The sequence below is a fragment of the Ruminococcus sp. zg-924 genome, assembly GCF_024433635.1.
GTDB lineage: Bacteria > Bacillota > Clostridia > Oscillospirales > Acutalibacteraceae > UBA7067.
The window spans coordinates 88,813-112,049 of record NZ_WNJZ01000003.1 but is presented as its reverse complement, the minus strand read 5'-3'; the positions used below and the strand labels follow the sequence as shown (position 1 = coordinate 112,049).

General features: G+C 44.1%; 17 protein-coding genes. All 17 read right to left on the bottom strand.

Annotated elements, in window-relative coordinates; genetic code table 11:
* Positions 1 to 7: 7 nt before the first annotated feature.
* Positions 8 to 1,063: a histidinol-phosphate transaminase gene (locus GMA13_RS02430; protein WP_255910359.1), complete on the bottom strand. Its 1,056-nt coding sequence runs from the start codon at positions 1,061 to 1,063 to the stop codon at positions 8 to 10.
* Positions 1,064 to 1,158: 95 nt separating this feature from the next.
* A complete protein-coding gene (gene hisD / locus GMA13_RS02425; RefSeq protein ID WP_255910356.1) occupies positions 1,159 to 2,451 on the bottom strand; it encodes a histidinol dehydrogenase in 1,293 nt (430 codons plus the stop codon).
* Between the two features lie 5 nt (positions 2,452 to 2,456).
* Positions 2,457 to 3,095, bottom strand: a complete 639-nt coding sequence (hisG, locus tag GMA13_RS02420) for an ATP phosphoribosyltransferase (RefSeq protein WP_255882617.1) — start codon at positions 3,093 to 3,095, stop codon at positions 2,457 to 2,459.
* Between the two features lie 24 nt (positions 3,096 to 3,119).
* Positions 3,120 to 4,325, bottom strand: a complete 1,206-nt coding sequence (gene hisZ, locus GMA13_RS02415; RefSeq protein WP_255910353.1) for an ATP phosphoribosyltransferase regulatory subunit — start codon at positions 4,323 to 4,325, stop codon at positions 3,120 to 3,122.
* 328 nt (positions 4,326 to 4,653) lie between these two features.
* A complete protein-coding gene (locus tag GMA13_RS02410; protein WP_255882615.1) occupies positions 4,654 to 6,015 on the bottom strand; it encodes an AI-2E family transporter in 1,362 nt (453 codons plus the stop codon).
* Between the two features lie 12 nt (positions 6,016 to 6,027).
* Entirely contained in the window at positions 6,028 to 10,398 is a 4,371-nt protein-coding gene (locus tag GMA13_RS02405) for a PolC-type DNA polymerase III (protein WP_255882664.1), read from the bottom strand.
* Between the two features lie 27 nt (positions 10,399 to 10,425).
* On the bottom strand, positions 10,426 to 11,463 hold the full coding sequence (gene ispG / locus GMA13_RS02400) for a flavodoxin-dependent (E)-4-hydroxy-3-methylbut-2-enyl-diphosphate synthase (RefSeq protein ID WP_255882614.1): 1,038 nt from the start codon (positions 11,461 to 11,463) through the stop codon (positions 10,426 to 10,428).
* 127 nt (positions 11,464 to 11,590) lie between these two features.
* Positions 11,591 to 12,643, bottom strand: a complete 1,053-nt coding sequence (locus tag GMA13_RS02395; protein WP_255882613.1) for an RIP metalloprotease — start codon at positions 12,641 to 12,643, stop codon at positions 11,591 to 11,593.
* Between the two features lie 40 nt (positions 12,644 to 12,683).
* Positions 12,684 to 13,829, bottom strand: a complete 1,146-nt coding sequence (locus tag GMA13_RS02390) for a 1-deoxy-D-xylulose-5-phosphate reductoisomerase (RefSeq protein WP_255882612.1) — start codon at positions 13,827 to 13,829, stop codon at positions 12,684 to 12,686.
* 51 nt (positions 13,830 to 13,880) lie between these two features.
* A complete protein-coding gene (locus GMA13_RS02385) occupies positions 13,881 to 14,705 on the bottom strand; it encodes a CDP-archaeol synthase (RefSeq protein WP_255882611.1) in 825 nt (274 codons plus the stop codon).
* 20 nt (positions 14,706 to 14,725) lie between these two features.
* The gene (locus GMA13_RS02380) at positions 14,726 to 15,484 is read right to left on the bottom strand and encodes an isoprenyl transferase (protein ID WP_255882610.1); all 759 of its coding nucleotides are present in this window, start codon (positions 15,482 to 15,484) and stop codon (positions 14,726 to 14,728) included.
* A gap of 131 nt (positions 15,485 to 15,615) precedes the next feature.
* Positions 15,616 to 16,170, bottom strand: coding sequence for a ribosome recycling factor (gene frr / locus GMA13_RS02375; RefSeq protein WP_255882608.1), 555 nt, complete (start codon positions 16,168 to 16,170; stop codon positions 15,616 to 15,618).
* A 24-nt stretch (positions 16,171 to 16,194) separates the two neighbouring features.
* Complete coding sequence (gene pyrH / locus GMA13_RS02370) at positions 16,195 to 16,902, bottom strand: UMP kinase (RefSeq protein ID WP_255882663.1); 708 nt, start codon at positions 16,900 to 16,902, stop codon at positions 16,195 to 16,197.
* A 302-nt stretch (positions 16,903 to 17,204) separates the two neighbouring features.
* The gene (gene htpG, locus GMA13_RS02365) at positions 17,205 to 19,100 is read right to left on the bottom strand and encodes a molecular chaperone HtpG (RefSeq protein WP_255882607.1); all 1,896 of its coding nucleotides are present in this window, start codon (positions 19,098 to 19,100) and stop codon (positions 17,205 to 17,207) included.
* A 227-nt stretch (positions 19,101 to 19,327) separates the two neighbouring features.
* On the bottom strand, positions 19,328 to 20,770 hold the full coding sequence (locus tag GMA13_RS02360; RefSeq protein ID WP_255882606.1) for a nicotinate phosphoribosyltransferase: 1,443 nt from the start codon (positions 20,768 to 20,770) through the stop codon (positions 19,328 to 19,330).
* A complete protein-coding gene (locus tag GMA13_RS02355; protein ID WP_255882605.1) occupies positions 20,771 to 21,307 on the bottom strand; it encodes a cysteine hydrolase family protein in 537 nt (178 codons plus the stop codon).
* 348 nt (positions 21,308 to 21,655) lie between these two features.
* Positions 21,656 to 23,014, bottom strand: a complete 1,359-nt coding sequence (locus tag GMA13_RS02350) for a D-alanyl-D-alanine carboxypeptidase family protein (protein ID WP_255882604.1) — start codon at positions 23,012 to 23,014, stop codon at positions 21,656 to 21,658.
* Positions 23,015 to 23,237 lie beyond the last annotated feature (223 nt).

Genomic DNA, 23,237 nt, shown 5'->3' with positions numbered 1-23,237 from the left:
TCATCCCTTATAATTTATTGCAGAAATCGTTTATCTGGGAAAGAACCGTCCTGTTTTCGTCATCCGTTCCTGCGGTAATTCTTACATAGTCGCCCATATATCTTATAGCAGTACCCTGTGAAAGCAGGTAATCAAAAAGCTCCTTGGAAACGGGCGATTTTACAAACACAAAGTTTGAACAGCCGTCAACAACCGCAAAATACTGCGGATAATGCTGTGCAAGCTCTGCAACACTATTATATAAGCTTTCCCTTTGCGTTACAATATAGTTTTTAGTTTTTGTTAAATATTCCTTATGTGAGAAGATAATTCTTCCAATTTCCTGTGTAACAGTGTTAACATTATACGGTGATTTTACAGCTTTCAGAGCCTTTGTTATGGTTTTATTCGCCACAGCAAAACCAAGTCTTATTGCCGCCGCACCGACAGCCTTTGACGCCGTTCGCAAAATTATGAGGTTATCATACTTGCAAACCTCGCCCAAAAGCGACTTATTCCAAAAGTCCATATACGCCTCGTCAAGTACAACAAGGCAGTTAAGGCTTGTGATAATGCGCACTACATCATCTGTGTCAAGGCCTTTTGAGGTCGGGTTACAGGGGTTGGAAAAGATAACTGCGCCGACATTTTCTTTCTTTGCTGTTTCAATAAGCTTGTCAACGTCTATTGTAAGGTCGCTGTTTTTTTCAATTGTTTCACAGTTAAGCTCCGATATTGAGGTGTAAAAGCGGTACATTGAAAAATCAGGCGCAACCGTTACAAGCGTTTGACCCTTCATAAGAAACGCCGTCATTATTATAGAGATAAGCTCGTCAGAGCCATTGCCTGCCGTTACGTTTTCGGCGCTGATGCCGTAATAATCGGCAAAAGCCTTGCACACTGCCGAGGCATTTGGGTCCGGGTAGCGGTTAAAGCTTATATTATCAATTGCACTGTGAATTTCCGCCATAATATCCTCAGGCAGATTCACGAATGATTCATTGGCGTCAAGTCGAATTTTCATCTGCCCTGTTATTGGGTCATATGGCTCAAGATTGCATATTTTTTCATTTAATTTATACATATATTTTTCCTCTGTCTTTCTGCCAATAATCAATGCTGTTTGTAACGGCATACTGTTACGATTTGCCCGCTGATTGTTTGATTTTTCAGAATTGCTTACTCCAAACCAAAGCGAACCTTAATTGAATTTGCGTGTGCTGTCAAGCCCTCTGTATCGGCAAACTTAATTATGTCCGCCGCATCTCTTTCAAGAGCCTTTTCAGAGTAATATATAAAGCTTGAACGCTTAATAAAGCTATCAACGCCGAGCGGCGAGAAGAAGCGGGCTGTTCCGCTTGTAGGCAGAACGTGGTTAGGGCCTGCGAAATAGTCGCCGAGCGGTTCCGGCGAGTAGTTGCCGAGGAACACCGAGCCTGCGTTGTCGAGAACGCCTATGTAGTCGAGCGGATTCTCCATACAAACCTCAAGGTGCTCCGGAGCAAGTCTGTTTGCAAAATCTATCATCTGTTTGTTATTTTCGCAAATAATAATTGCGCCGTAGTTTGAAAGAGCCTCATCAATAATTTGCTTTCTTGAAAGCGTTTGGCTCTGTCTTTCTATTTCAAGCTTAACGCTCTCGGCAAGCTCCTTGCTTGTTGTAAGCAGGATTGACGAAGCAAGAACGTCGTGCTCTGCCTGCGACATCAAGTCAGCCGCTACAAATTTCGGGTTTGCGCTGTTGTCAGCCATAACAAGGATTTCGCTCGGACCGGCAATCATATCAATATCAACAGTGCCGTAAAGAAGCTTTTTTGCCGTTGCAACAAAAATATTGCCGGGGCCTACAATCTTGTCAACCTTTGGAACTGTCTGTGTACCGTAGGCAAGAGCCGCAACAGCCTGTGCGCCGCCCATTAGAAGTACACGGTCAACGCCTGCCGCTAAAGCTGCCGCCATAATATCCGGATTCGGCTTGCCCTGCTTTGTAGGCGGAGTTACCATTATAATCTCATTAACGCCTGCAATTCTTGCGGGAATAGCATTCATCAAAACTGACGACGGATAAGCCGCCGTACCGCCCGGAACGTAGATTCCTACTCTGTCAAGTCCTCTTACACGCTGGCCTAAAATTACCTTATCGTCCTTTGTTGTGAAAAAGCTCTGACGAAGCTGACGCTTGTGAAAATCAGATATATTCTCGGCTGCCTTCTCAACAGCCTTTAAAAAGTCAGGGTCACAGCTTTTTGCAAGCTCCTGCATTTCTTCCTTTGTAATCTCGGTTTTTTCGGGAGCCTTGCCGTCAAATTTTATGGTGTATTCACGCACAGCCTCGTCGCCTCTTGCCTTAACATTTGCAAGAATTTCGCTTACTGCCGCTGTTACGTCTTTGTTTGTCTTTTCGCTTCTGCTTTCTATTTCCTTTAAAAGCTCAAGTTCTGCCTTTCCGTCAGCTACTACTGATGGTATCATTTATATCACTCCGTTTTTGTTATAAATTTCTCCATTTTGTCAACAAGCTCTTCTATCTCCTTCTTGCGGAGCTTTAAGCTTGCGTTGTTTGCAATAAGCCTTGCCGAGATAGGAACAACCTCCTCGTACACCTCAAGGCCGTTTTCTTTAAGTGTAGAGCCTGTTTCAACAATATCTACTATTGCGTCGGCAAGACCGAGAAGCGGAGCAAGCTCCACACTGCCCTCTATTTTTATAAAGCGAATATCCATCGCCTTGTTTTCAAAATGTGTTCTTGCAACATTCGGATATTTCGTTGCTATTGTCTTTGCCTTGTAGCCGTCATAAAAATTATAGCCTGCCTTGCCTGCAACGGCGAAGCGGCACTTGCCGAAGCCTAAATCAAGCAGCTCATAAAATGATGTGCCGTTTTCTAAAATTGTGTCCTTGCCGACAACACCCAAATCACACACACCGTGCTCTACATATGTAATAACGTCTGCCGCCTTTGCAAGCACAACCTCAATTTCACCGGAGCCTATTGGCAGAATAAGACGTCTGCCCTTGTTCCTTACGGCGGTGCAGTCATAGCCTATCTGCTCTAAAAGCCCAACCGTGTCCTTTTCAAGTCTGCCCTTTGTCAGAGCTATTCTCAACGGTTTCATATATACAACCACAAACTCCCTTCATTATTCCATGCTTTCAATATCAACGGTTTCCGGTGAGCTGTTCATAAAGCACACCTGCTTAACTCCGTTTTCCTTAGCGTAGCTTATTACCTCGTCACGGCTTTTGAAAACGCTGTTTTCGCACTTGAAGCCGCTGAGTGTATAAAAGCGGCACTGGCTTATTGCCTCCATCTCGAAGCCTTCGTATGCGTGGACAATTATATCGGCAGGCTTCTCTTCAAAGCTTTTGCCCGAATTCAGCATAATATCTGCCAGTGCGTCTGCGTTAAGTGCAAAGCCGGCCGCCGGCATAGGAGCGTCAAACTCATCAAGAAGTTTATCGTATCTGCCGCCTGTCAGCACAGCGTCGCCGCTGCCCTCAACAAAGGCACTGAAGATGAAGTCGCTGTAATAGTCGTTTCTCTGAACAAAGCCTAAGTCCATAATGAGCTTGTCCCCCATCATAAGCTTTGACAGTGCGTGGTATATCTCACTTAAATACGCAAGGTCGCCCTCACCCTCTGTTCCTGCAAAAAGCTCAGCTGCCTGCTTTAAAACGTCTTCGCCGCCGAACAGCCTTGGAAGCTTTCTTATAGCCTCGACTGTATCTGACTTTGGAAGAGTGTCAAGTATTGAATTGAGCTGTGAATAGTTCTTTGACTGGATTGATTCCCTTATGCTTTCCTTTGTTTCATCATTGCAGTCAAGCTTTTTTGCAAGTGAACGGAAAAGTCCCGCATGGCCTAACTCTATTCTGAAATCGGGAACAATTTTCTGCAATGCTTCAATAGCCGTTATTATAACCTCAAGGTCGGCTCTTTTTCCTGAAGCGCCCAAAAGCTCAATGCCAGTCTGTCTTATCTCGTTCTTTCTGCCTGTAAGGCTTGGGTTACTGCGGTAAACCGTTTGATTATAAAAAAGTCTTATTGGCAGCGGTTTGTTTTGCAGCCTTGTTGCAACCACTCTTGCTATTGGCAGGGTGGAATCGGGGCGTATAACCAAAAGTCTGCCCTTATTGTCAGTGAGCTTGAACATACGGTCCTGTGCGATTGCGCTTGATTTAAGATTAAACTCGTCAAAAAACTCAAGACCCGGCGTCTTGACCTCATGATAGCCCTTGGAACGGTAAACAGAGGTTGTAATGCTTGTTACCTCGTTAATTGCGCTTGTTTCCTCAAACAAATAGTCCTTTGTGCCCTCCGGCGTAATTTTATAATAGGCTTTCATAGCTCGTTTCCTTTCTTTTACTTTAGCGTGCTAACATAATAACACAGTAAAGTTATATTGTCAACTCTTTATTTACAGTAAAAATACTACCTCATAGTGCCGCAAAACGGACAGCCAAGAGCTACCCTGACTGTCCGAAAAGGGAAGCAGAACTCGTGTTGAGTTTTGCTGTGATTAGCATTTGCACTTGCTCAAAAATTCATATGTTTGTGCGAAAATCCAAGACCGTTCCTTACAACCTCGCTATAACAATTCAACAATCTAAACACACAAATCTCAAAGCTGATATTCTTTAATAGAAGGACGAAGCGACAATAATAATTTTTCATTATTTATTACTGCTGTCCGACTTGTCGGAGTCATCGTCGGTGTTGTCCTTTTTCATTTTCTTAGCCTCTTCCTTAACCTTTGATTTTATCGTACTGATAAACTCTGTGTTAAAGATATAGCCTTTTTCTTCTTCCAGAGAAACTTCACGAGGGTCTTTCGGCATTTGCTGTTTTATAATGTCGTCCTCAGGCGGAGTACCAAGAACATCCTGCTTGCCGACCTTTTTAATTCGTGAATTGACGTGGCGTGTAAGCAACACATAAAGCGTTGAGAACACAGGCACCGCCAAAAGCATACCCCAAAAGCCGAACAGTCCTGAGCCGACAATAACGCTTGCCATTATCCAAAAGCCGGAAATACCAATGGAGTTGCCGAGAATCTTAGGTCCGATAAAGTTGCCGTCAATCTGCTGTAATATAAGCAGGAAAACAGAAAACCAGATTGCCTCAATTGGGTTGATAACAAGCATTATGAATATTGTTATAACAGCACCGACAATCGGGCCGAACATTGGCACAAGGTTTGTTATTGCTATAATAACGCTTGTCAGCACTGCGTAATCAAACCCGAAAACAGACATTCCGATAAAGCACAGCACGCCGATTATTAAAGAATCTATAATCTTTCCGTAAACAAATTTACCAAAGATTTTATTTGACAGCTCGCCTATCTCAAGAAGCTTTGAATTTGCTTTTTCGGGAATATACGCTAATCCGAATTTCTTAACCTGATAAATAAGCTTTTCCTTACAGCCCATAAAGTAGCAGGAAATAAACACGCCCATAAACAGGTTAATCACAGAAGTGGTTACGTTCTTAGTAACGTCAAATACAGACGGCATAAGGTTTGAAGAAAAGCCGGAAATCAAATTTGAAATTTCGTCGCCCGTTATTCTTGTTACTATATCGTTTAAGAATACAAAAATATCGCTGTTCTTTGTAAGCTGAATATTGAACCACTTATCCATAAAGTCAGTAAGCCAAACTCTAAAGCTTTCAAAATAGACAGAGAAGTTTGTAATAAGCTTGTCAACGCTGTCGATAATTTCAGGTACAAGAATTACAATAAGGAAAGCGATAACGCTGAAGATTATCAAATACGCCAGCACAAGCGCAAGAGGCTTGCGAAGCTTTCTGGCATATTTTCCCCTTTTTGCCATTCCCGCAAAAACCTTTTCCGACAAATAGACGTAAGGCAAATTAACAAGAAACGCCACTATAAAGCCGACAACAAACGGCATAAGTACGCCCAGCACGGTTGAGAATATTCCCCACACTGTGTTGATATTAAACAATATAAACAGCAAAAACACCGTGTATGTTATCAGCAGCATAGCGTGCTTAAGTTTTTTTGATTTCATACCTTTCCTCCTTTAGAACAGAGTAAGCTGGCTGCTTTCGGGCAGGTTGCCCAATGCGCCGACCTCTCGGAGGGTTTCAATAACAGCCTTGGAAATTTTTGTTCTTCCCTGAAGGTCCTCAACCGACAGATACTCGCCCTGCTTGCCCTTTTCGGCAAGAACCTCTGCGGCAGCATCTCCTACGCCCGAAAGCGACGAGAACGGAAGCCTTATCTTATTTCCCTCTATAACAAACATTTTAGCCTCTGATTTGTAAATGTCAACAGGCAAAACCTCAATTCCTCTTGCGAGCATCTCATTTATTATCTGCAAATTGGCATATTCAGCCTCGTCCTTGGCGCTTGCCTCATAGCCCTTTGCTTTGATATTTTTCATTTTTTCTCTTACGGCATTAATACCCTTAAGCACTGTTGCACCGTCAAAATTCTCTCCTCGAACCGAGAAGTACGCCGCATAATACTCAGTCGGCTTATGCACCTTGTACCAGCCGAGCCTTAGTGTTGCAATCATATAAGCCGCTGCGTGAGCCTTTGGGAACATATATTTAATTTTCATACAGGAGTCGATATACCACTGCGGCACATCGTGCTCCTTCATTGCTTTAAAATGGTCCTCTGTTAAAAGCTTTGTCGACTTGCCCTTACGGACAATCTCCATTATTTTAAACGCCATTTTCGGCTCAAGTCCTCTGTGCAGCAGATATGTCATAATTGAGTCACGAGTACCGATAACCTCGGAAATTGTGCATTGGCCGCTGTGAATAAGGTCGGCGGCGTTGCCAATCCATACGTCTGTACCGTGAGAAAGACCCGAAATCTGCAAAAGGTCAGAGAATGTTTTCGGCTGTGCCTCAACAAGCATATTGCGAACAAAGTCTGTTCCTACCTCCGGCAGAGAGAAGGTTCCTGTCTGTGAGCCTATATCCTCCGGCTCAATGCCCAGAGCTTTTGTTGAGGTAAACAGCGACATAACCTCGGGGTCGCTCATTGAAACGTTCATTACCGATATGTTCGTGAATTTTTCAAGATAGTGGTAAATTGTAGGAACATCGTGTCCAAGCTCGTCAAGCTTACAAATTGTGTCGTGGATTGAGTGGAAGTCGAAGTGGGTTGTGATATTGTCCGACTTCATATCGTTAGCCGGGTGCTGAACGGGACAGAAGTCGAAAACCTCGTTGCCCTTAGGCACAACAACCATTCCGCCGGGGTGCTGACCCGTTGTGCGCTTTACTCCGGTACAGCCTGCGGCAAGACGAGATTCCTCGGCTCTGTGCAGAACCTTGCCCGTTTGCTCGCAGTATTTTTTTACATAGCCAATCGCCGTTTTTTCGGCAACCGTTGCTATTGTACCCGCCTTAAACACGTTGTTCTTGCCGAACAGCTCCTCTGTGTAGCGGTGAGAGTGCGACTGATATTCGCCGCTGAAGTTCAAGTCTATATCAGGCGTTTTATCGCCGTCAAAGCCCAAGAAGGTTTCAAACGGAATTTCGTGGCCGTCACGGTCATATGGAGTTCCGCACTTCGGGCAGTTTTTCGGCGGCAGGTCAAAGCCTGAGCCGACGCTGCCGTCCGTTATAAATTCACTGTTTTTGCAGTTCGGACAAATATAGTGAGGGCAAAGCGGATTAACCTCCGATATACCGGACATTGTTGCGACAAAGGACGAACCAACGCTTCCTCGTGAGCCGACAAGATAGCCGTGCGCCTCACTGTCGGCAACAAGCTTTTGCGCTGTCATATACAAAACAGAGAAACCGTGCTTTGTAATTGAGCCAAGCTCTCTGTCAAGCCTTGCCTGAACTATTTCAGGTAACGGGTCGCCGTACTTTTCCTTCGCCCTTTTCCATGTAATTGTTGTAAGCTGTTCCTCAGCACCGTCAATGAACGGCGGGAAAACTCCCCTCGGTATCGGACGGACACGCTCAATTGACTCGGCGATTTTTCTTGTATTTGTAACAACAACCTCGTATGCCTTTTCCTTACCGAGATACTCAAATTCCTTTAGCATCTCCGCTGTTGTCCTAAGATAAAGCGGAGGTTGGTTTTCGGCGTCTGCATAACCCTGAGCCGCCTGCAAAATCTTTCTGTACTCAGCGTCCTCCGGCGCCTGAAAGTGAACGTCACAGGTTGCGACAACTGGAATGTTCAGCTTTTTGCCGATTTTGATTACCGTTTTGTTAAGCTCCTGAAGCTCCTTAATGTCGGAAACCGTGCCGTTTCTTAGCATAAACATATTGTTGCCTATTGGCTGAATTTCAAGGTAGTCATAGAATGAAGCTATTTTCAGAAGTTCTTCCCAAGGCTTGCCCTCCACAATGGCTCGGAACAGCTCGCCTGCCTCGCAGGCACTGCCGATTATAAGACCCTCACGGTGCTTAATAAGCTCCGACTTCGGGATTCTCGGCTTTTTGTAAAAGTAAGTAAGGTGAGCCATTGAAATAAGCTTGTATAGGTTTTTAAGTCCTGTATTATTTTTAACAAGAATAATCTGATGGTAAGAAACAAGCTTTTTAATATCTGCTCCTGCTATATTAGTATTAATTTGCTGTACGGTGGTTATGCCGTAATCATCATTAAGACGGTCGGCAAGACACAGAAAAATTCTTGACAGTATCTCTGCGTCATCACAGGCTCTGTGGTGGTTAAAAGAGCCTAAGCGCAGATATTTTGCAACTGTGTCAAGCTTGCAGTTTTTAATATCCTTTAAAACAGCTCTGCAAATTGCAACGGTGTCTATTGATGTAAAGCTGTACGGCATACCGCAACGGCTTGCCGCCGCTCTTATAAAGGACGTATCAAACGGTGCATTATGCGCAACTAAAATTGCATCATCGCCGCAGAAATTGTAAAAATCCTTAAGCGCACTGTCCTCAAACGGAGCGTTCTTTACCATTTCATCGGTAATGCCTGTAAGCTCGGTTATCTTGCCCGGAATAGGCCGCTGAGGATTAACAAAGGTTGAAAAGGTATCTACAACAGCGCCGTTTTCAATCTTGACTGCACCGATTTCCGTTATAGCCTCCTTTGCCGCCGAAAGGCCGGTTGTTTCAAGGTCAAAGCAGATGAATCTGCCTGTTTTAAGGCATTGGTCGCCCTTGCCGACTACCGAGGAAATCATATCGTTAACAAAATATGCTTCGGTGCCGTAGATAACCTTGAATGCGTCGGGCTTTTCCTCGTCGTCACGGCTTACAAGACTCTCCACCGTATCCATAGCCTCAGGGAAAGCCTGAGCAACGCCGTGGTCGGTTACCGCTATTGCAGGGTGCCCCCATGCATGTGCCTGCTTAATAAGCGAAGATGCGTCCGAAACGCCGTCCATTGATGACATTTTCGTATGCAGGTGAAGCTCCACTCGCTTTTCGGGTGCATTGTCAACAACCTGCACCTTCTTTATCGTGCCTATTGCGCTTGCACGAAGAACAATTTCGTTTATGTATCTGTCATACTCAATGTCGCCTCGGCAAACTATTGTACTGCCTTTTTTTATATCAGCGGCAGGCTTAGCCGATTTGATATCGTCAAACACCTTGACTATCATTGAGCCTGTGTAGTCCGTTATCTTTATTGTAATAATATTCTTCCTGCCGTCCTTGGTTGTCTTGCAATCTGTTTCAAACACATCGCCCCAAATGACAACCCTGCCCGAATCTGCGGCTATGTCTGTTATGGACATAATCTTCTTTGTGCTGAAAGCATTGCCGTAAAGCGGCTTTGCACTGCCCTCAATAACAGCCGGATAGTAATAATCGTCCTGTCTTATTTCAACGGTTTTTACAACCTCTCTCGCCTTTTTACGTTTGGAGCTTTCCTCAAGCTCCTTTTCCTCATCGTCAAAGGCTATTATCTGTTCACGTCTTTTTTTCTCTTCAATTATATTCTGCTTTTGTATGTACTGCTCGCTGTCGGCTTCTATTGTAAGAACTCCGTCAAAGCTGACGCTGAAGCTCTGGTTGAATTCCTCAAGGATAATATTCGCAAGCGCTCGGTCAAAGCTTTTCGCCTTTAAAAGTGCTGCGCCGCCGTGACACAGCATAACGGTGAGCGTTCCGTCCTCGTTTATTTTTACCGTAGAATCATTAAGAGAGCCGTTAAGGCTTTGGTTACGCCTTTTAAGCTCCTTTATAAGCTCAGGGTAATAATCGGGCGAAAAGCTGCCCTGAGGGAACACCGGCTTTATAAACGCACCGGAAAGCCCCATTGGCAGCTCCTTGATTATGTTTTCGGCGTCGAACAAAAGTTGTCTTGGCACTGTATGTTCAAACCGTACCGTAAGATTCATCATTCGTGTTGCCGAATTGATTTTTGCGGCTTCTATAACTCCGTTTTCGAGCTGCTGCGGCAGCTTGCCGCCGTACTCGCTGAAAAGCTCCTTTATCGTCATCAAATCGGTTTACCTCATTTTCTCAATTCACATTTTCTCAATTTCATTTATCAGCTCATCAATCAATACGTTTTCGGGAACCTTCTTGATTATCTCTCCCTTTTTAAATATAAGGCCCTCGCCCTTGCCGCCGGCAATGCCTATATCAGCCTCTCTTGCCTCTCCGGGTCCGTTGACAATACAGCCCATAATGGCAACCTTTAAGTCCTTTTTACAATCTCTGAGCCTTTGCTCAGCCTCGTTTGCAAGGCTAATCAAATTTATTTTTGTTCTGCCGCAGGTTGGACAGGAAACAAACGTAACTCCGCCCTTGGCAAGTCCCAACGCCTTAAGCAAATCCTTGGCAGCATAAATCTCCTTAACCGGGTCGGCTGTAAGGGAAATTCTTATAGTATCACCTATATCGTGAAGCAAGAGCGAACCGATTCCTGCCGAGGACTTGATAAGTCCCATTCTTTCCGTTCCTGCCTCGGTAACGCCGAGATGAAGCGGATAGTTGCAGTGAAGCGAGGCAAGCTCATACGCTCTTACCATTGTTTTAACGTCTGAGGACTTCATCGACAGAACTATGTCGGTAAAATCAAATTTTTCTAAAAGTGAAGCGTGGTAAAGTGCGCTTTGGCACAATGCCTCGGCTGTTGGAGCGCCGTATTTAGCCAGAATATTTTTCTCAAGACTGCCGGAATTTACGCCGATTCTTATGGGTATATTCTTCACCTTGCAGGCATTCGCAACAGCCTTTACTCTGTCGTCAGAGCCAATGTTGCCGGGATTTATTCTTATCTTGTCAACTCCGGCTTCAACACATTCGAGCGCTATTCTGTAATCAAAATGAATATCGGCTACAACCGGAATATTCACGGTATTTTTGAGCGCATAAATAAGCTGCACTGCCGACAAATCCGGCACTGCGGCTCTTATGATTTCACAGCCTGCGGCTTCAAGCTCCTTAGCCTGTCGCACGCTGCCCTGTATATCCTCAGCAGGAACGTTGAGCATTGATTGAATTGAAATATCGGCACCGCCGCCAATCAAAACTGTGCCTGCTTTTACCTGTTTTGTCATATATAGCCACAACCCCTTTCGGCAAATCGAGCATTTCATCGGTTTTATGCTAAAGTTCAAAACCGTTCCCCACAGCCTTGTTAATACTTGCTGCGACAATCATAATTATTTAATACCTCTTGCGGCATCAGCCAAAACCCGAACCTGTTACGATTCGCATTATATCGTTAAACGTAACTGCAAGCATAAACACCATTAATAGCGCAAAGCCTGCTGCGTGTATGGCGCCCTCGTACTTTTGCGGTATCGGCTTACGTCGGATAAGCTCAATGAGCAAAAAGAAAAGTCTGCCGCCGTCAAGAGCAGGAATTGGCAAAAGGTTAAATATGCCGAGGTTAATCGTTATAATCATCATTACGTTCAGAATGTTGTTGAAAGCATCAAGAAAGCTGCTTTCAAGGCCTGCTGAGGCTACCGTTGTAACCGCCGAGGCAACGCCTACAGGACCGGACATATCGTTAAAGCCAAACTTGCCCGTTACCAAGCCAATAAGGCTCGCCCAGACCATTCTTACCGTTGAAACCGTCTGTCCTATTGTTTCACCGCAAACAGAGAAAAAGTTTTTGTCAACACGCTCAACGTAGAAGTCACGTACAATCTGCTTTGTGCCGTTGTTGTCATAGGTGGCAAGCGGTACATTGCCAAGGTCAATGCTCTGACCGTTTCTGTTCACCTTAATATCAGGGCTGAAACTTTGGCAGGTTCCGAGTGCAAAGGTTATATCCCGTGCGTTCCAAATTGCATAGCCGTCAATTTCCTCAAGCCTGTCGCCTATCTGAATACTGTTTGAGGTTACGGAATTATCGTCAAATGCGGCAATTGTTGTTGAAGCGTAAAACGGCTGCTGGAGAACAAGAATCAAAGTCATAACTAAACCAAGAACAATATTCATAACAGCGCCTGCCGCAACAATAATAATACGTTTCCACACCGCCTTGTTGCCAAAGGCTCGTGGGTCGTCGCTGTCCTCGTCTTCACCCTCCATTGAGCAAAAGCCGCCTATCGGCAAAAGCCGAAGCGAATATTTTGTTTCACCCTTTGTAAAGCTGAAAAGCTTTGGCCCCATACCGAGGGCAAATTCATTGACCTTAACGCCCGAAAGCTTTGCCGAAACAAAGTGTCCTCCCTCATGAATAAGCACGATAAGTTCAAACAGCAGTACCCCTATAATAATCAGCAATGCAACGTCTATGGTAAATCATCCTTTCATACTCTAATGCTTAAAAGCTTGCTCTTACAAGCTCTCTTGCCGCTTTGTCTGCGTTTAATACGTCTTCAACGCTCTGCGGCTGTATGTTATCCTGCCTGAGCATAGCCTTAAGCACAAGCTCCGGAATTCTCAGGAACGGTATTTTTCCATTCAAAAACAATCCGACAGCCTCTTCGTTTGCACCGTTAGCCGCCGCAGGGCAAAGGCCGCCCCTGTCAAGTGCGTCACGACAAATCTGCATACACTCAAAGGCTTCAATGTCCGGCTCAAAGAACGTAAGCTTTCCAACATCGGCAAGGCTAAGACGCTGAACGGGACAAGGCAATCTTTCGGGGTATGTCAGAGCGTACTGGATTGGTATTTTCATATCAGGCATACCGAGCTGTGCGATAACAGAATTATCGTTAAGCTCTATAAGTGAGTGAATAATGCTCTCACGGTGAACAACAACGTCAATTTTATCCTGCGGCATATTAAACAGCCACGAAGCCTCGATAATCTCAAGACCCTTGTTCATCATTGTAGCGGAGTCTATGGTAATTTTTTGACCCATACTCCAATTTGGGTGCTTAAGCGCCTGTTCAACTGTTACACCCTCAAGCTCCTTTTTGGTTCTGCCGAAAAACGGTCCGCCGGACGCAGTAAGAATAAGCCTGCTGAGCGCCTTATCGTCAGGTACTCCCTGCAAGCACTGAAAAATTGCGGAATGTTCACTGTCAACAGGATAAAGCTTTACGCCGTTTTCCTCAACAGCCTTCATAACAAGACTGCCGCCGGAAACAAGGGTTTCCTTGTTTGCAAGGGCAATATTTTTGTGCGCCTTTGCGGCTGTAAGGGTCGGCAGAAGTCCTACCATTCCTACAACCGAATTCAAGACGGTATCACATTCTTTGTGCTGTGCGGCAAGGCAGAGTCCGTCCATTCCGCTTACAACCTCAATGTCAGTATCCTTAAGAGCTGCTTTAAGCATTGGTGCTTTTTTCTCGTCAAATACAGCAACCAATGACGGCCTGAATTTTCTTGCCTGCTGTTCAAGCAGCTTTATATTGCCGCCTGCGGCAAGCGCAGTTACTCTTATATTCAGCTTTTCACACACCTGCAAAGCCTGTGTGCCGATTGAGCCTGTTGAGCCTAAAATTGAAAGAGCGTCAGTCATTTTGTTATCCTTTCACATATATGTAAAATCAGGTGAAATAATCGGCAAATTTTATTTTACGAGTATCGGGAAATATTCGATAAACAGCATAAGAAACGGCGCAGTAAAAATAACGCTGTCGCATCTGTCAAGTATGCCTCCGTGACCGGGGATAACACTGCCGTAATCCTTTACGTGACAGCTTCGCTTGATAGCGGAAAAAGACAAATCGCCGATTATCGACACAACGCCGCCTAAAAGCGCCATAATCACAAGAGAAAGATACTGCACCTGCTCGCCGTTTTTGAAGCCTATACACTGGAAAACAACAGCAAATATAACAGCGCCCAAAACTCCTGCCAAAAGTCCGCCGACAGCACCCTCAACCGTCTTTTTGGGGCTGATTTTCGGGCAGAGCTTGTGCTTGCCCAAAAGACTGCCTGCAAAATATGCACCTGCGTCTGCAACCCAAGGAATGGCGAGCGACATCATAATATAGAAAAGAGAGTTCTCTGTGTTTTTGTCACACATAAATACTATTGTACCCATACCTACGGTTATAACCGTTGTAGTGGTAAAAGCAAAGGCAATTTCGTCAAATTTAATGCTGTCGGAAAAAGCAAGAAGCATTATAAACATAGCAAAAACATATGCAATTGCCAAAATATGCCAATAGCCTAATGTAAAAAGTATCGGCATTAAAGCCGCAAAAACAGCAGACGGAATAATTATCTGCGGTTTTTGCGTAAGACCTCTTGCCGAAAAAATCTCTGTCACACAAACAAGTGCAACAAGAGCAACTAAAATATTATACATTATCGGCGCATACTGAGCCGCAATCAGCATAGCCGCAACTATTGCAGAGCCTGTAACGCCGGAAATAATTCTTGTTTTCATATTAAACCCGCCTTAAAAAATTATACGCTGCCAAAACGTCTGTTCCGGCGAGCATACTCTAAGATGCATTCTTCAAGCATCTTTTTTGTAAAGTCAGGCCACAAAACATCGTCAAGTATTACATATTCCGCATATGCGGACTGCCACAAAAGGAAATTTGAAATGCGGTATTCGCCGCTTGGTCTTATTATTAAATCGGGGTCGGGCTGATTAGCCGTGTATAAATTTGAGGAAATGAGCTGCTCGTTTACGTCATCCGGCAATATTTCACCGCTTGCCGCCATTTTTGCAATGTTCCTTGCCGCCCTTACAATTTCATCTCTGCCGCCATAGTTCATTGCAATATTAAGCACCATTCCCGTTCTGTCCTTGGAGCACTCCTCGTTCTCCTTGATAAGCGCCTGAAGCTCCGGCGAAAAGGCGGTTTTGTCGCCTATAAAGCGAACCACAATATCCTCATCCTTAAAATCTCTTATAGCCTCTTCAAGGTAGGATTTAAACAAGTCCATCAGGGCGTTGATCTCATTTTCAGGGCGTTTCCAGTTTTCGGTTGAAAAAGCATAAACAGTGAGATATTTTATGCCGATATTGGCACAATGCTTTGTTATAGTGCGAAAGTTCTTCGCTCCCGCCCTATGGCCTGCGCTTCTTGGCAGTCCACGCATTTTCGCCCAGCGACCGTTGCCGTCCATAATAATGCCGATATGCTCAGGCAGGATTACGTCTTGAAGGCTTAACTGCGCTGAGCTGTTTTTATTTTTAAATAAACCGAGAGCCATAATTACACCGCCGTAACCTGATAAATTTTAGTGTGGATATTGTGCAGCTTCCCCTGCCAAAGCTTCGGCACAGCAGCCAAAGCGGTCAAGACCGTTGTGCTTTAACAAGGGAAGCGTGCCATATTGCAGCATCAGATAGCCATAACTTCCTTTTGCTTCTTCTCCGCCATTTTGTCAATCTCTTTGACAAATTTATCTGTGAGGTCCTGAATTTTCTTCTCAGCCTTTTTGAGGTCGTCCTCGGTAAGCTCGCCGTCCTTTTTCTTTGCCTTTACCTTGTCAACAGCATCTCTTCTTACGTTTCTTACGGAAACCTTTGTTTCCTCAGCCATTTTGGAAACCTCTTTTACAATTTCCTTTCTTCTGTCCTCGGTAAGCGGCGGAAAAATTATTCTCAGCGCTTTACCGTCATTCTGCGGGTTAATGCCGAGGTCTGAGGTCTGAATAGCCTTTTCAAGCGCTCTTAAAACCGATACGTCCCAAGGCTGAATCATAAGCGTTCTCGCCTCTGTAACCGACACAGCCGCAAGCTGGTTTATCGGCGTTGGGGCGCCGTAGTAATCAACCATTATTTTATCAAGCACGGCCGGGTTTGCTCTGCCTGCTCTTATTGCCGCATAGTCGTCGGCAAGATGTGAAAGTCTTTTTTCCATTCGGCTTTCTGCCTTAGCAATTGTTTCGTTCATATCAATTCTCCTATATATTTTTTATTACTCTACAAGTGTTCCGATATTTCCGCCGCATACTGCTTCAACAATATTCTGCGGCTGGTCAATGCTGAAAACAAGGATTGGAATGTGGTTATCCTTACACAGCGAAGCCGCTGTGCTGTCCATAACCTTTAAGTCCTTGTTTAAAACATCATAGAAGGAAACCGTATCGAACTTTTTGGCGTTCGGATTTATCTTCGGGTCGCTGTCATAAACACCGTCAACCATTGTTGCCTTGAAAATTATGTCGCAGTCAATTTCAGCCGCACGCAATGCCGCTGCTGTGTCTGTTGAGAAAAACGGGTTGCCCGTTCCGCAGCCAAACACAACAACTCTGCCTTTTTCAAGGTGGCGAACAGCCTTGTTGCGTATATATGGCTCGGCAAAAGCCTGCATTGCTATTGCAGTCTGCACTCTTACATCAACGCCGAGCTGTTCAAGAGCGTCCGCAACGCCGAGGGCATTGATAACGGTAGCCATCATACCCATATGGTCTGCTCTTGTGCGGTCCATTTTTCCGCTGCTTCTGCCTCGCCAGAAGTTGCCGCCGCCAACAACAATTGCAACCTGCACGCCCATATCTACAAGCTGTTTTATAGGACGGCAGATTTTCAAAACGGTGTCAAAGTCAATGCCGTGTTCGCTCTCGCCGGCAAGCGATTCTCCGCTGAGCTTTAAAAGCAATCGTTTATACTTTGGTTCCATAATAAACTTCCTTTCATAACGGTTATAGTGGGGCAATAATGCGCAAATGCTATGCCCTGAGCATACTTAGTCACTCTTATAATACTATATATTGTTTTTCATGTAAAGGTATACCGCAAATTTTTCACAGCAATTTAATAATATTTTTCCTTACAGAAAAATAAAATCCCGTCATTTTGACGGGACTTTATGCTAAAGAAATATGTATTTTATTATATAGCGGTTAAATTCAGCAAAGCAAGCCGCAACAGCCAAGACCTATACTGTGAACGATTTTTAATAATTCTTCATTGCGCCTGCAAAGCTTACATAAGCGAGCAGACAAGGTCGCAGTAGTGTGTTGCGTCCTCAAGCGGAAGTCCGGCTATAAGCAAAGCCTGATTGAACAGAATTTCGGCGTATTTTGCCGCTTTGTCCTTATCATCGGCTTCAAAGGCTGACTTAAGAGATGTAAACGCAGAATTTTCCGGATTCAACTCAAGCACCTTTGAGGATTTCGGCTTTTCCTCGTTGCCCGGAAGCTGAGCATAATACTTTTCAACCTCAAAAGTAACCGGACCTTCCGTTGAAAGGCATACCGGGTGACTCTTAAGCTTGTTTGAAATAACAGCCTTCACAATCTTTCCGTTAAGGCTCCCCTTGATAAAGTCGAGAAGCTCCTTGTTGTCCTCCTGCTTCTTTTCGGTTTTTTGCTTTTCCTCGTCGCTCTGCAGGTCGGCGTTCTCAGCTGTGATTGACTTGAACTGCTTATCTTTGTACGACACAAGAGCCTGAGCTACAAACTCGTCAACGTCCTGTGTGAAATAGAGAATCTCATAGCCCTTGTCACGGCAAAGCTCCATTTGCGGCATAGCGGTAATTTTTGCAATGCTGTCACCGCATGCATAGTATATGTACTTCTGGCTTTCGGGCATTCTTGACACATAGCTGTCAAGCGTTGTCAGCTTGTCCTCCTCATTTGAGCTGTAATATACGAGCAAATCAGAAATATCGTCCTTGTGTACGCCGTAATCGCTTACAACGCCGTACTTAACGTGTCTGCCAAAGTTTTTCCAGAAGCCTTCATACTTTTCTATGTCATTGTCCAGAATTTTCTTAAGCTCGTTTTTAATCTTCTTTTCAATATTCTTTGCAATTATTGAAAGCTGACGGTCATGCTGTAAAATTTCACGGGAAATATTCAGCGACAAATCGGGCGAATCAACAACACCCTTTACAAATCCGTAGTATTCCGGCAAAAGCTGTTCGCATTTATCCATAATCAAAACGCCGTTTGAATAAAGCTGCAAGCCTCTTTTATATTCTCTTGTGTAGTAGTTGAACGGAACATCGCTTGGAATAAAGAGCATAGCCTTATAGGACACAACTCCCTCGGCGCTTACTCTGATTGTAGCAAGCGGGTCATTGTAGCTGCCGAAGTTCTCCTTGTAGTATGCGGCACATTCCTCGTCCGATACCTCGGATTTTGACCTCTGCCAGATAGGAACCATACTGTTTACTGTTTCACGGTTTGTAACGCTCTCCCATTTCGGGTCTTCACCCTCTGCGGCTGTGTTCACAGGTGTTGTAACGTCCATTATAATCGGGTGGCGAATATAGTCGCTGTACTTCTTAATAAGGTACTTTATTCTGTACTCGTCAAGGTATTCGCTGTACTTTTCGTCCTCGTCATCCTCTTTTAGGTGCATAGTTATCTGCGTGCCGACCTTGTCCTTTTGGCAAGGCTCAATTGTGTAGCCGTCAACTCCGTTTGAGTTCCATTTGTAGCCCTGGTCGCTGTCATAGCGTCTTGTTATAACGGTTACGTCGTCTGCCACCATAAATGCCGAGTAGAAGCCAACGCCGAACTGGCCGATTATGTCTGATTTTTCGTTCTCGTCAAGCTCCTTCTTGAATTGGAGCGAACCGCTTTTTGCTATTGTGCCGAGGTTGTCCTCAAGCTCCTGCTCACTCATACCGATACCATCATCTGTAACGGTGATTGTACGTGCGTCCTTGTCGGAGTAAATATTGATAGACGGGGTATCAGCCATAGCCTCTCTCGCCTTTTCATCTGTAAGAGATACAAAGTGCATCTTGTCAATAGCGTCGCTTGCGTTTGAGATAATTTCTCTTAAAAAAATCTCCTTATGCGTGTAAATTGAGTTGATCATAAGGTCCAAAAGCCTTTGTGATTCTGCCTTAAAGGTCTTTTTCTCCATAACAATCAGGTCCTTTCATTTTTGCAATATAAAGTTTAGTATATTATAGCATTTTTTGACACCCTGTCAATGAACAAACAGTTAACGAGTGAATAAAACAAACAAAATGCCGGTATAGTCTTAGTAATTTTTATGACCGACGCTTTGCAAACATTTTTAATTTTCGTTAATTTCTCCTATGACATTTTAAAAAAATTACGGAAACACAATGCTAATGAGCATAATTATTACAGCTTTGCCTTCTCAAGTAACTCACGCTTTATTCCCCACAGCTTTTCCGACAAATCGACATAATAGCTGTGCGGATTTTCAAAGCGTTTTACCTCGTCCCACAAAAGGCTTACCTGATTTTCACAGTACGCCTTAATATCTGAAAGCGGCGGAATGTTATAAACCAATTCGCCGTTTTTGAATATCGGCTGTAAAAGCTCCTTTGCCGTATAGCTTGTAAGCGTTTTTGTTTTCCATGTTGCGTTCTGGTCAAAGATTATAATAGGCCGTCTATCGTCTATTGTTTCGTCATAAACGCAAAGCTGGTCTGCAATTGCCTTTCCGCTTTCCCTGTCGTAAAGTCGGTATAGCTTTTTAAAGTGCGGATTGGTTATCTTGCCTACGTTTTCGCTTATCTTGATTTTCGGAACAATTTCGCCGCTGTCATTCTCGACAGCTACAAGCTTATAAACCCCGCCGAAAACAGGCGAGCTTTTCGAGGTTATCATTCTCTCGCCTACACCGAACAAATCAATTTTTGCGCCCTGCATAACAAGGTCGCTTATCAGATGCTCGTCAAGCGAGTTTGAGGCTACTATTTTACAGTACTCAAGACCTGCTTCGTCGAGCATTTTTCTTGCCTTTTTAGAAAGATAAGAAATATCGCCCGAATCAAGGCGAATTGCAAAGCTTTTTATGCCCATAGGCACAAGGATATTTTTAAATGCCTTTATTGCATTCGGAACTCCGCTTTTCAGAGTGTTATAGGTATCTACAAGCAAAGTTGAACTGTTTGGGTACAGCTTGCAGTAGGCTTCAAAAGCCTCGTATTCGGTGTCGAACATTTGAACCCACGAATGAGCCATTGTTCCGCTTGCGGGAACACCGTAGAGCATATCGCTCAACGTGCAAGCTGTTCCTGCTGCACCGCCTATATAGGCAGCTCTTGCGCCGTCTATTGCTCCGCTTGCACCCTGAGCTCGGCGAGAGCCGAATTCAAGCACCGCCCTGCCCTGTGCCGCACGAACAATTCTGTTCGCCTTTGTAGCTATCAGCGACTGATGATTCAGCGTGAGCAAAACAAAGGTTTCTATAAGCTGGGCTTCAATCGCAGGAGCTTTTACTGTCATTATCGGTTCGTTTGGAAACACAGGAGTTCCCTCCGGTACGGCGTAAATGTCGCCTGTGAATTTGAACTCTGCAAGATAGCGCATAAAGTCCTCGTCAAACATATTTTTGCTTCTGAAATATTCAATTTCTTCCGCTTCAAAGTGCAGGTTTTTGATATAGTCAATCACCTGCTCAAGTCCTGCGGCAATGGCAAAGCCTCCGCCGTCCGGTACTGAGCGAAAGAAAACGTCAAAATATGTGTTGCGCTTGTAAAAGCCGTTTTTTAAGTAGCCGTTGCTCATTGTAAATTCGTAAAAATCCGCAAGCATCGACATATTCTGTCCGTTCATTCAAACTCCTCCTATAACCTTAATTTGCAATTTCTTCATAACCTCTAAGGCTGATGTATAAAGCTTTTCATCAATATCAGCTGTGCAAAGTGAATCCACTATAATTTCAGCCTCGCTAAGAGCTGTTTTTGCCAAAACAGCGTTTGAAATAACGCAAATGCTCGTAACAACGCCGACAAGCTCAACGCTATCATAGCTGCTATCTCTGAGGTAATCGAAAAGCTCAGCCGAACCGAAGCTCGGCTTGTAAAAGCATTTGTCACAGTCCCGTCGCATAGCTTCAATTTTGCCGTAAAGCTTCCAGCCGTGTGTTCCGTTAACGCAGTGAACAACAGGCAGATTTTTGCCCTCGCTTGTGCTTAGGTAATCCTCACCGTGCGTGTCGAAGGTAAAGGCAATGTCACCGCCGCTTTGGCGGTATTCCTCAATTTTTGCGGCAATTCTATTTTCAAGCGCCAAAGCCTGCTCAAAGCCGAGCGAGCCGCACACGAAATCGTTTTGATAGTCGATGACTATCAGAAGCTTTTTGGGGTTCATTGGTACTTCTCCTTTGTACATTTAATGTAATTTCCAAAACGATTTGGAATGGTTGCTATGATGAATGTTCATTAAATACCGCAGGGGCAACCCGTAAAACGCCGAAACACACAAGCAATTGATACCGTAAACGTACTGTTGCCGACTGCCCCTGACAACACGATACTAATTTCATTAAAGCAAGCAGGATTACGCAAAACCGCTCCCTACAACATCGTTGCAAAATCAACAAAGCATTTATCTTTATTTTTATCTTTATTTTTATCTTTATTTTTATCTGTATTTCCTCTAATACTCAAAATGGCTGCTTCACCAACGATGAAACAGCCATTTATTTTTTATGACAAATTACAAATCTCTCGGCTTATTTACCTTTTCCTTATCCTTACCCTTGCCCTTGTTAAGTCTTGCAACAAATATCAAATATGCTGCAAACAGAACAATAACAAAAGCTGCCGCTATAATAAATATCGGTGAGGTAACAACATTCTTTATTACCGTCATTGCATATACAAGCTCGCTCTTTTCGATTGTTTCGCTTGCAACAAGGTTTATTTTCGTCAGCTCCTGATCCTTGTAGTAGATTGTTGCTGTGCCTACTACCGTACCCTTGCTTACAGGTGTGTCGATAACCTCAGGTACATCAGATTTTATTACTATATCGTCCTTTGACTTATCAATCGGAAGCATTGTTGAATAAGCGTATTGCGGGACAAGCATAAGTGTGTCTTTATCCATTGCGTAATTAATCTTGACCTCGCATACAGGTGTTTGCTCGGCTACAACCTGCTGAAGCTCCATATTTGAAAACGCCCACTCATACAAAGCCTTGCTGTCAAGCATTGCGCCGTTGTCACGGTAGTCGCCGTTATCGTCATAGCAGGGTGAGTGCATTGCAACGCACATATATGCCACGCCGTCCTGAACAGCGCTTGAAACCAAGCAATAGCCTGCTTCATCGGTTGTTCCTGTTTTAATACCCTTGGCGTATTCATAGTAATAATCGCCCTCAGAGTTTTCGTTAATCATATAGTTTGTTGTAATAATCGGGTTTTCGTCGTCTTCGTCGAGGCTAAGGTGATATGTAACCGTATTTGTTATGTCGGTAAATCGTGGTGTTGTAATTGCATACTCGGCTATCTTAAACATATCACGGGCGGTTGTGTAATGGTTTTCGTCGTGAAGTCCGTGTGGGTTTACAAAGTTGGTGTTATCACAGCCAAGCTCCTTTGCCTTCTGATTCATCAGCTTAACAAATTCAGGAACATTGCCGTCGCTTATATAATCGGCAAGCACAAGTGCGGCGTCGTTGCCGGAAGGCACCATCATACAGTAAAGAAGCTCAAGCACGCTGATTTTTTCATCAACATATTCCGCAAGACCGGAAACCGAGCTGTCTGTTCCCTCAAGCTGGTCAAGCACGCTCTGCTTGATTGTTACCATAGTATTTTCAAGATCCTTTACCTTTTCCGTGACAATGACGTATGTCATAATCTTTGTTGTTGATGCAGGATAGCACTTTTTATCTGCGTCCTTCTGGAAAATTGTGGTATCCGTATCAAGATTTACAAGATAGATATAATCGCTGTTCAAGTCAAGCTGAGGATCAAAGCTTACGCCTGCGGCGCTTGCGTTAAGCATAAGCATTGTTGACAGTATGACGAATGTCAACACAAAAGCAATTCCCTTTGACAATTTTTTTCTCATAGAATTTTTCCCTTCCCTGTGGTAGAATAAAGTATAAAGTTATGATACAACATTTTAATTAAAATTTCAATTGTTATATTGCAATAATTTTATTTACACGGGTTTGCGGGCAAGCCATTTAGCCCAAAGCCTTAAAAAAACCGTTATGGGCTAAGCCCCCGTTAGCTTGCCCAAAGGATAATTTCTTATTTGCATAGCAAATATTTTCCTGACGTAAGGCAGA

Excerpts from the sequence above, each read along its gene's own strand:
- GMA13_RS02430 (WP_255910359.1), bottom strand. The coding sequence starts at position 1,063 with ATGTATAAATTAAATGAAAAAATATGCAATCTTGAGCCATATGACCCA.
- hisD (WP_255910356.1), bottom strand. The coding sequence starts at position 2,451 with ATGATACCATCAGTAGTAGCTGACGGAAAGGCAGAACTTGAGCTTTTA.
- hisG (WP_255882617.1), bottom strand. The coding sequence starts at position 3,095 with ATGAAACCGTTGAGAATAGCTCTGACAAAGGGCAGACTTGAAAAGGAC.
- hisZ (WP_255910353.1), bottom strand. The coding sequence starts at position 4,325 with ATGAAAGCCTATTATAAAATTACGCCGGAGGGCACAAAGGACTATTTG.
- GMA13_RS02410 (WP_255882615.1), bottom strand. The coding sequence starts at position 6,015 with ATGAAATCAAAAAAACTTAAGCACGCTATGCTGCTGATAACATACACG.
- GMA13_RS02405 (WP_255882664.1), bottom strand. The coding sequence starts at position 10,398 with ATGACGATAAAGGAGCTTTTCAGCGAGTACGGCGGCAAGCTGCCGCAG.
- ispG (WP_255882614.1), bottom strand. The coding sequence starts at position 11,463 with ATGACAAAACAGGTAAAAGCAGGCACAGTTTTGATTGGCGGCGGTGCC.
- GMA13_RS02390 (WP_255882612.1), bottom strand. The coding sequence starts at position 13,829 with ATGACTGACGCTCTTTCAATTTTAGGCTCAACAGGCTCAATCGGCACA.
- GMA13_RS02385 (WP_255882611.1), bottom strand. The coding sequence starts at position 14,705 with ATGAAAACAAGAATTATTTCCGGCGTTACAGGCTCTGCAATAGTTGCG.
- GMA13_RS02380 (WP_255882610.1), bottom strand. The coding sequence starts at position 15,484 with ATGGCTCTCGGTTTATTTAAAAATAAAAACAGCTCAGCGCAGTTAAGC.
- frr (WP_255882608.1), bottom strand. The coding sequence starts at position 16,170 with ATGAACGAAACAATTGCTAAGGCAGAAAGCCGAATGGAAAAAAGACTT.
- htpG (WP_255882607.1), bottom strand. The coding sequence starts at position 19,100 with ATGGAGAAAAAGACCTTTAAGGCAGAATCACAAAGGCTTTTGGACCTT.
- GMA13_RS02360 (WP_255882606.1), bottom strand. The coding sequence starts at position 20,770 with ATGAACGGACAGAATATGTCGATGCTTGCGGATTTTTACGAATTTACA.
- GMA13_RS02355 (WP_255882605.1), bottom strand. The coding sequence starts at position 21,307 with ATGAACCCCAAAAAGCTTCTGATAGTCATCGACTATCAAAACGATTTC.
- GMA13_RS02350 (WP_255882604.1), bottom strand. The coding sequence starts at position 23,014 with ATGAGAAAAAAATTGTCAAAGGGAATTGCTTTTGTGTTGACATTCGTC.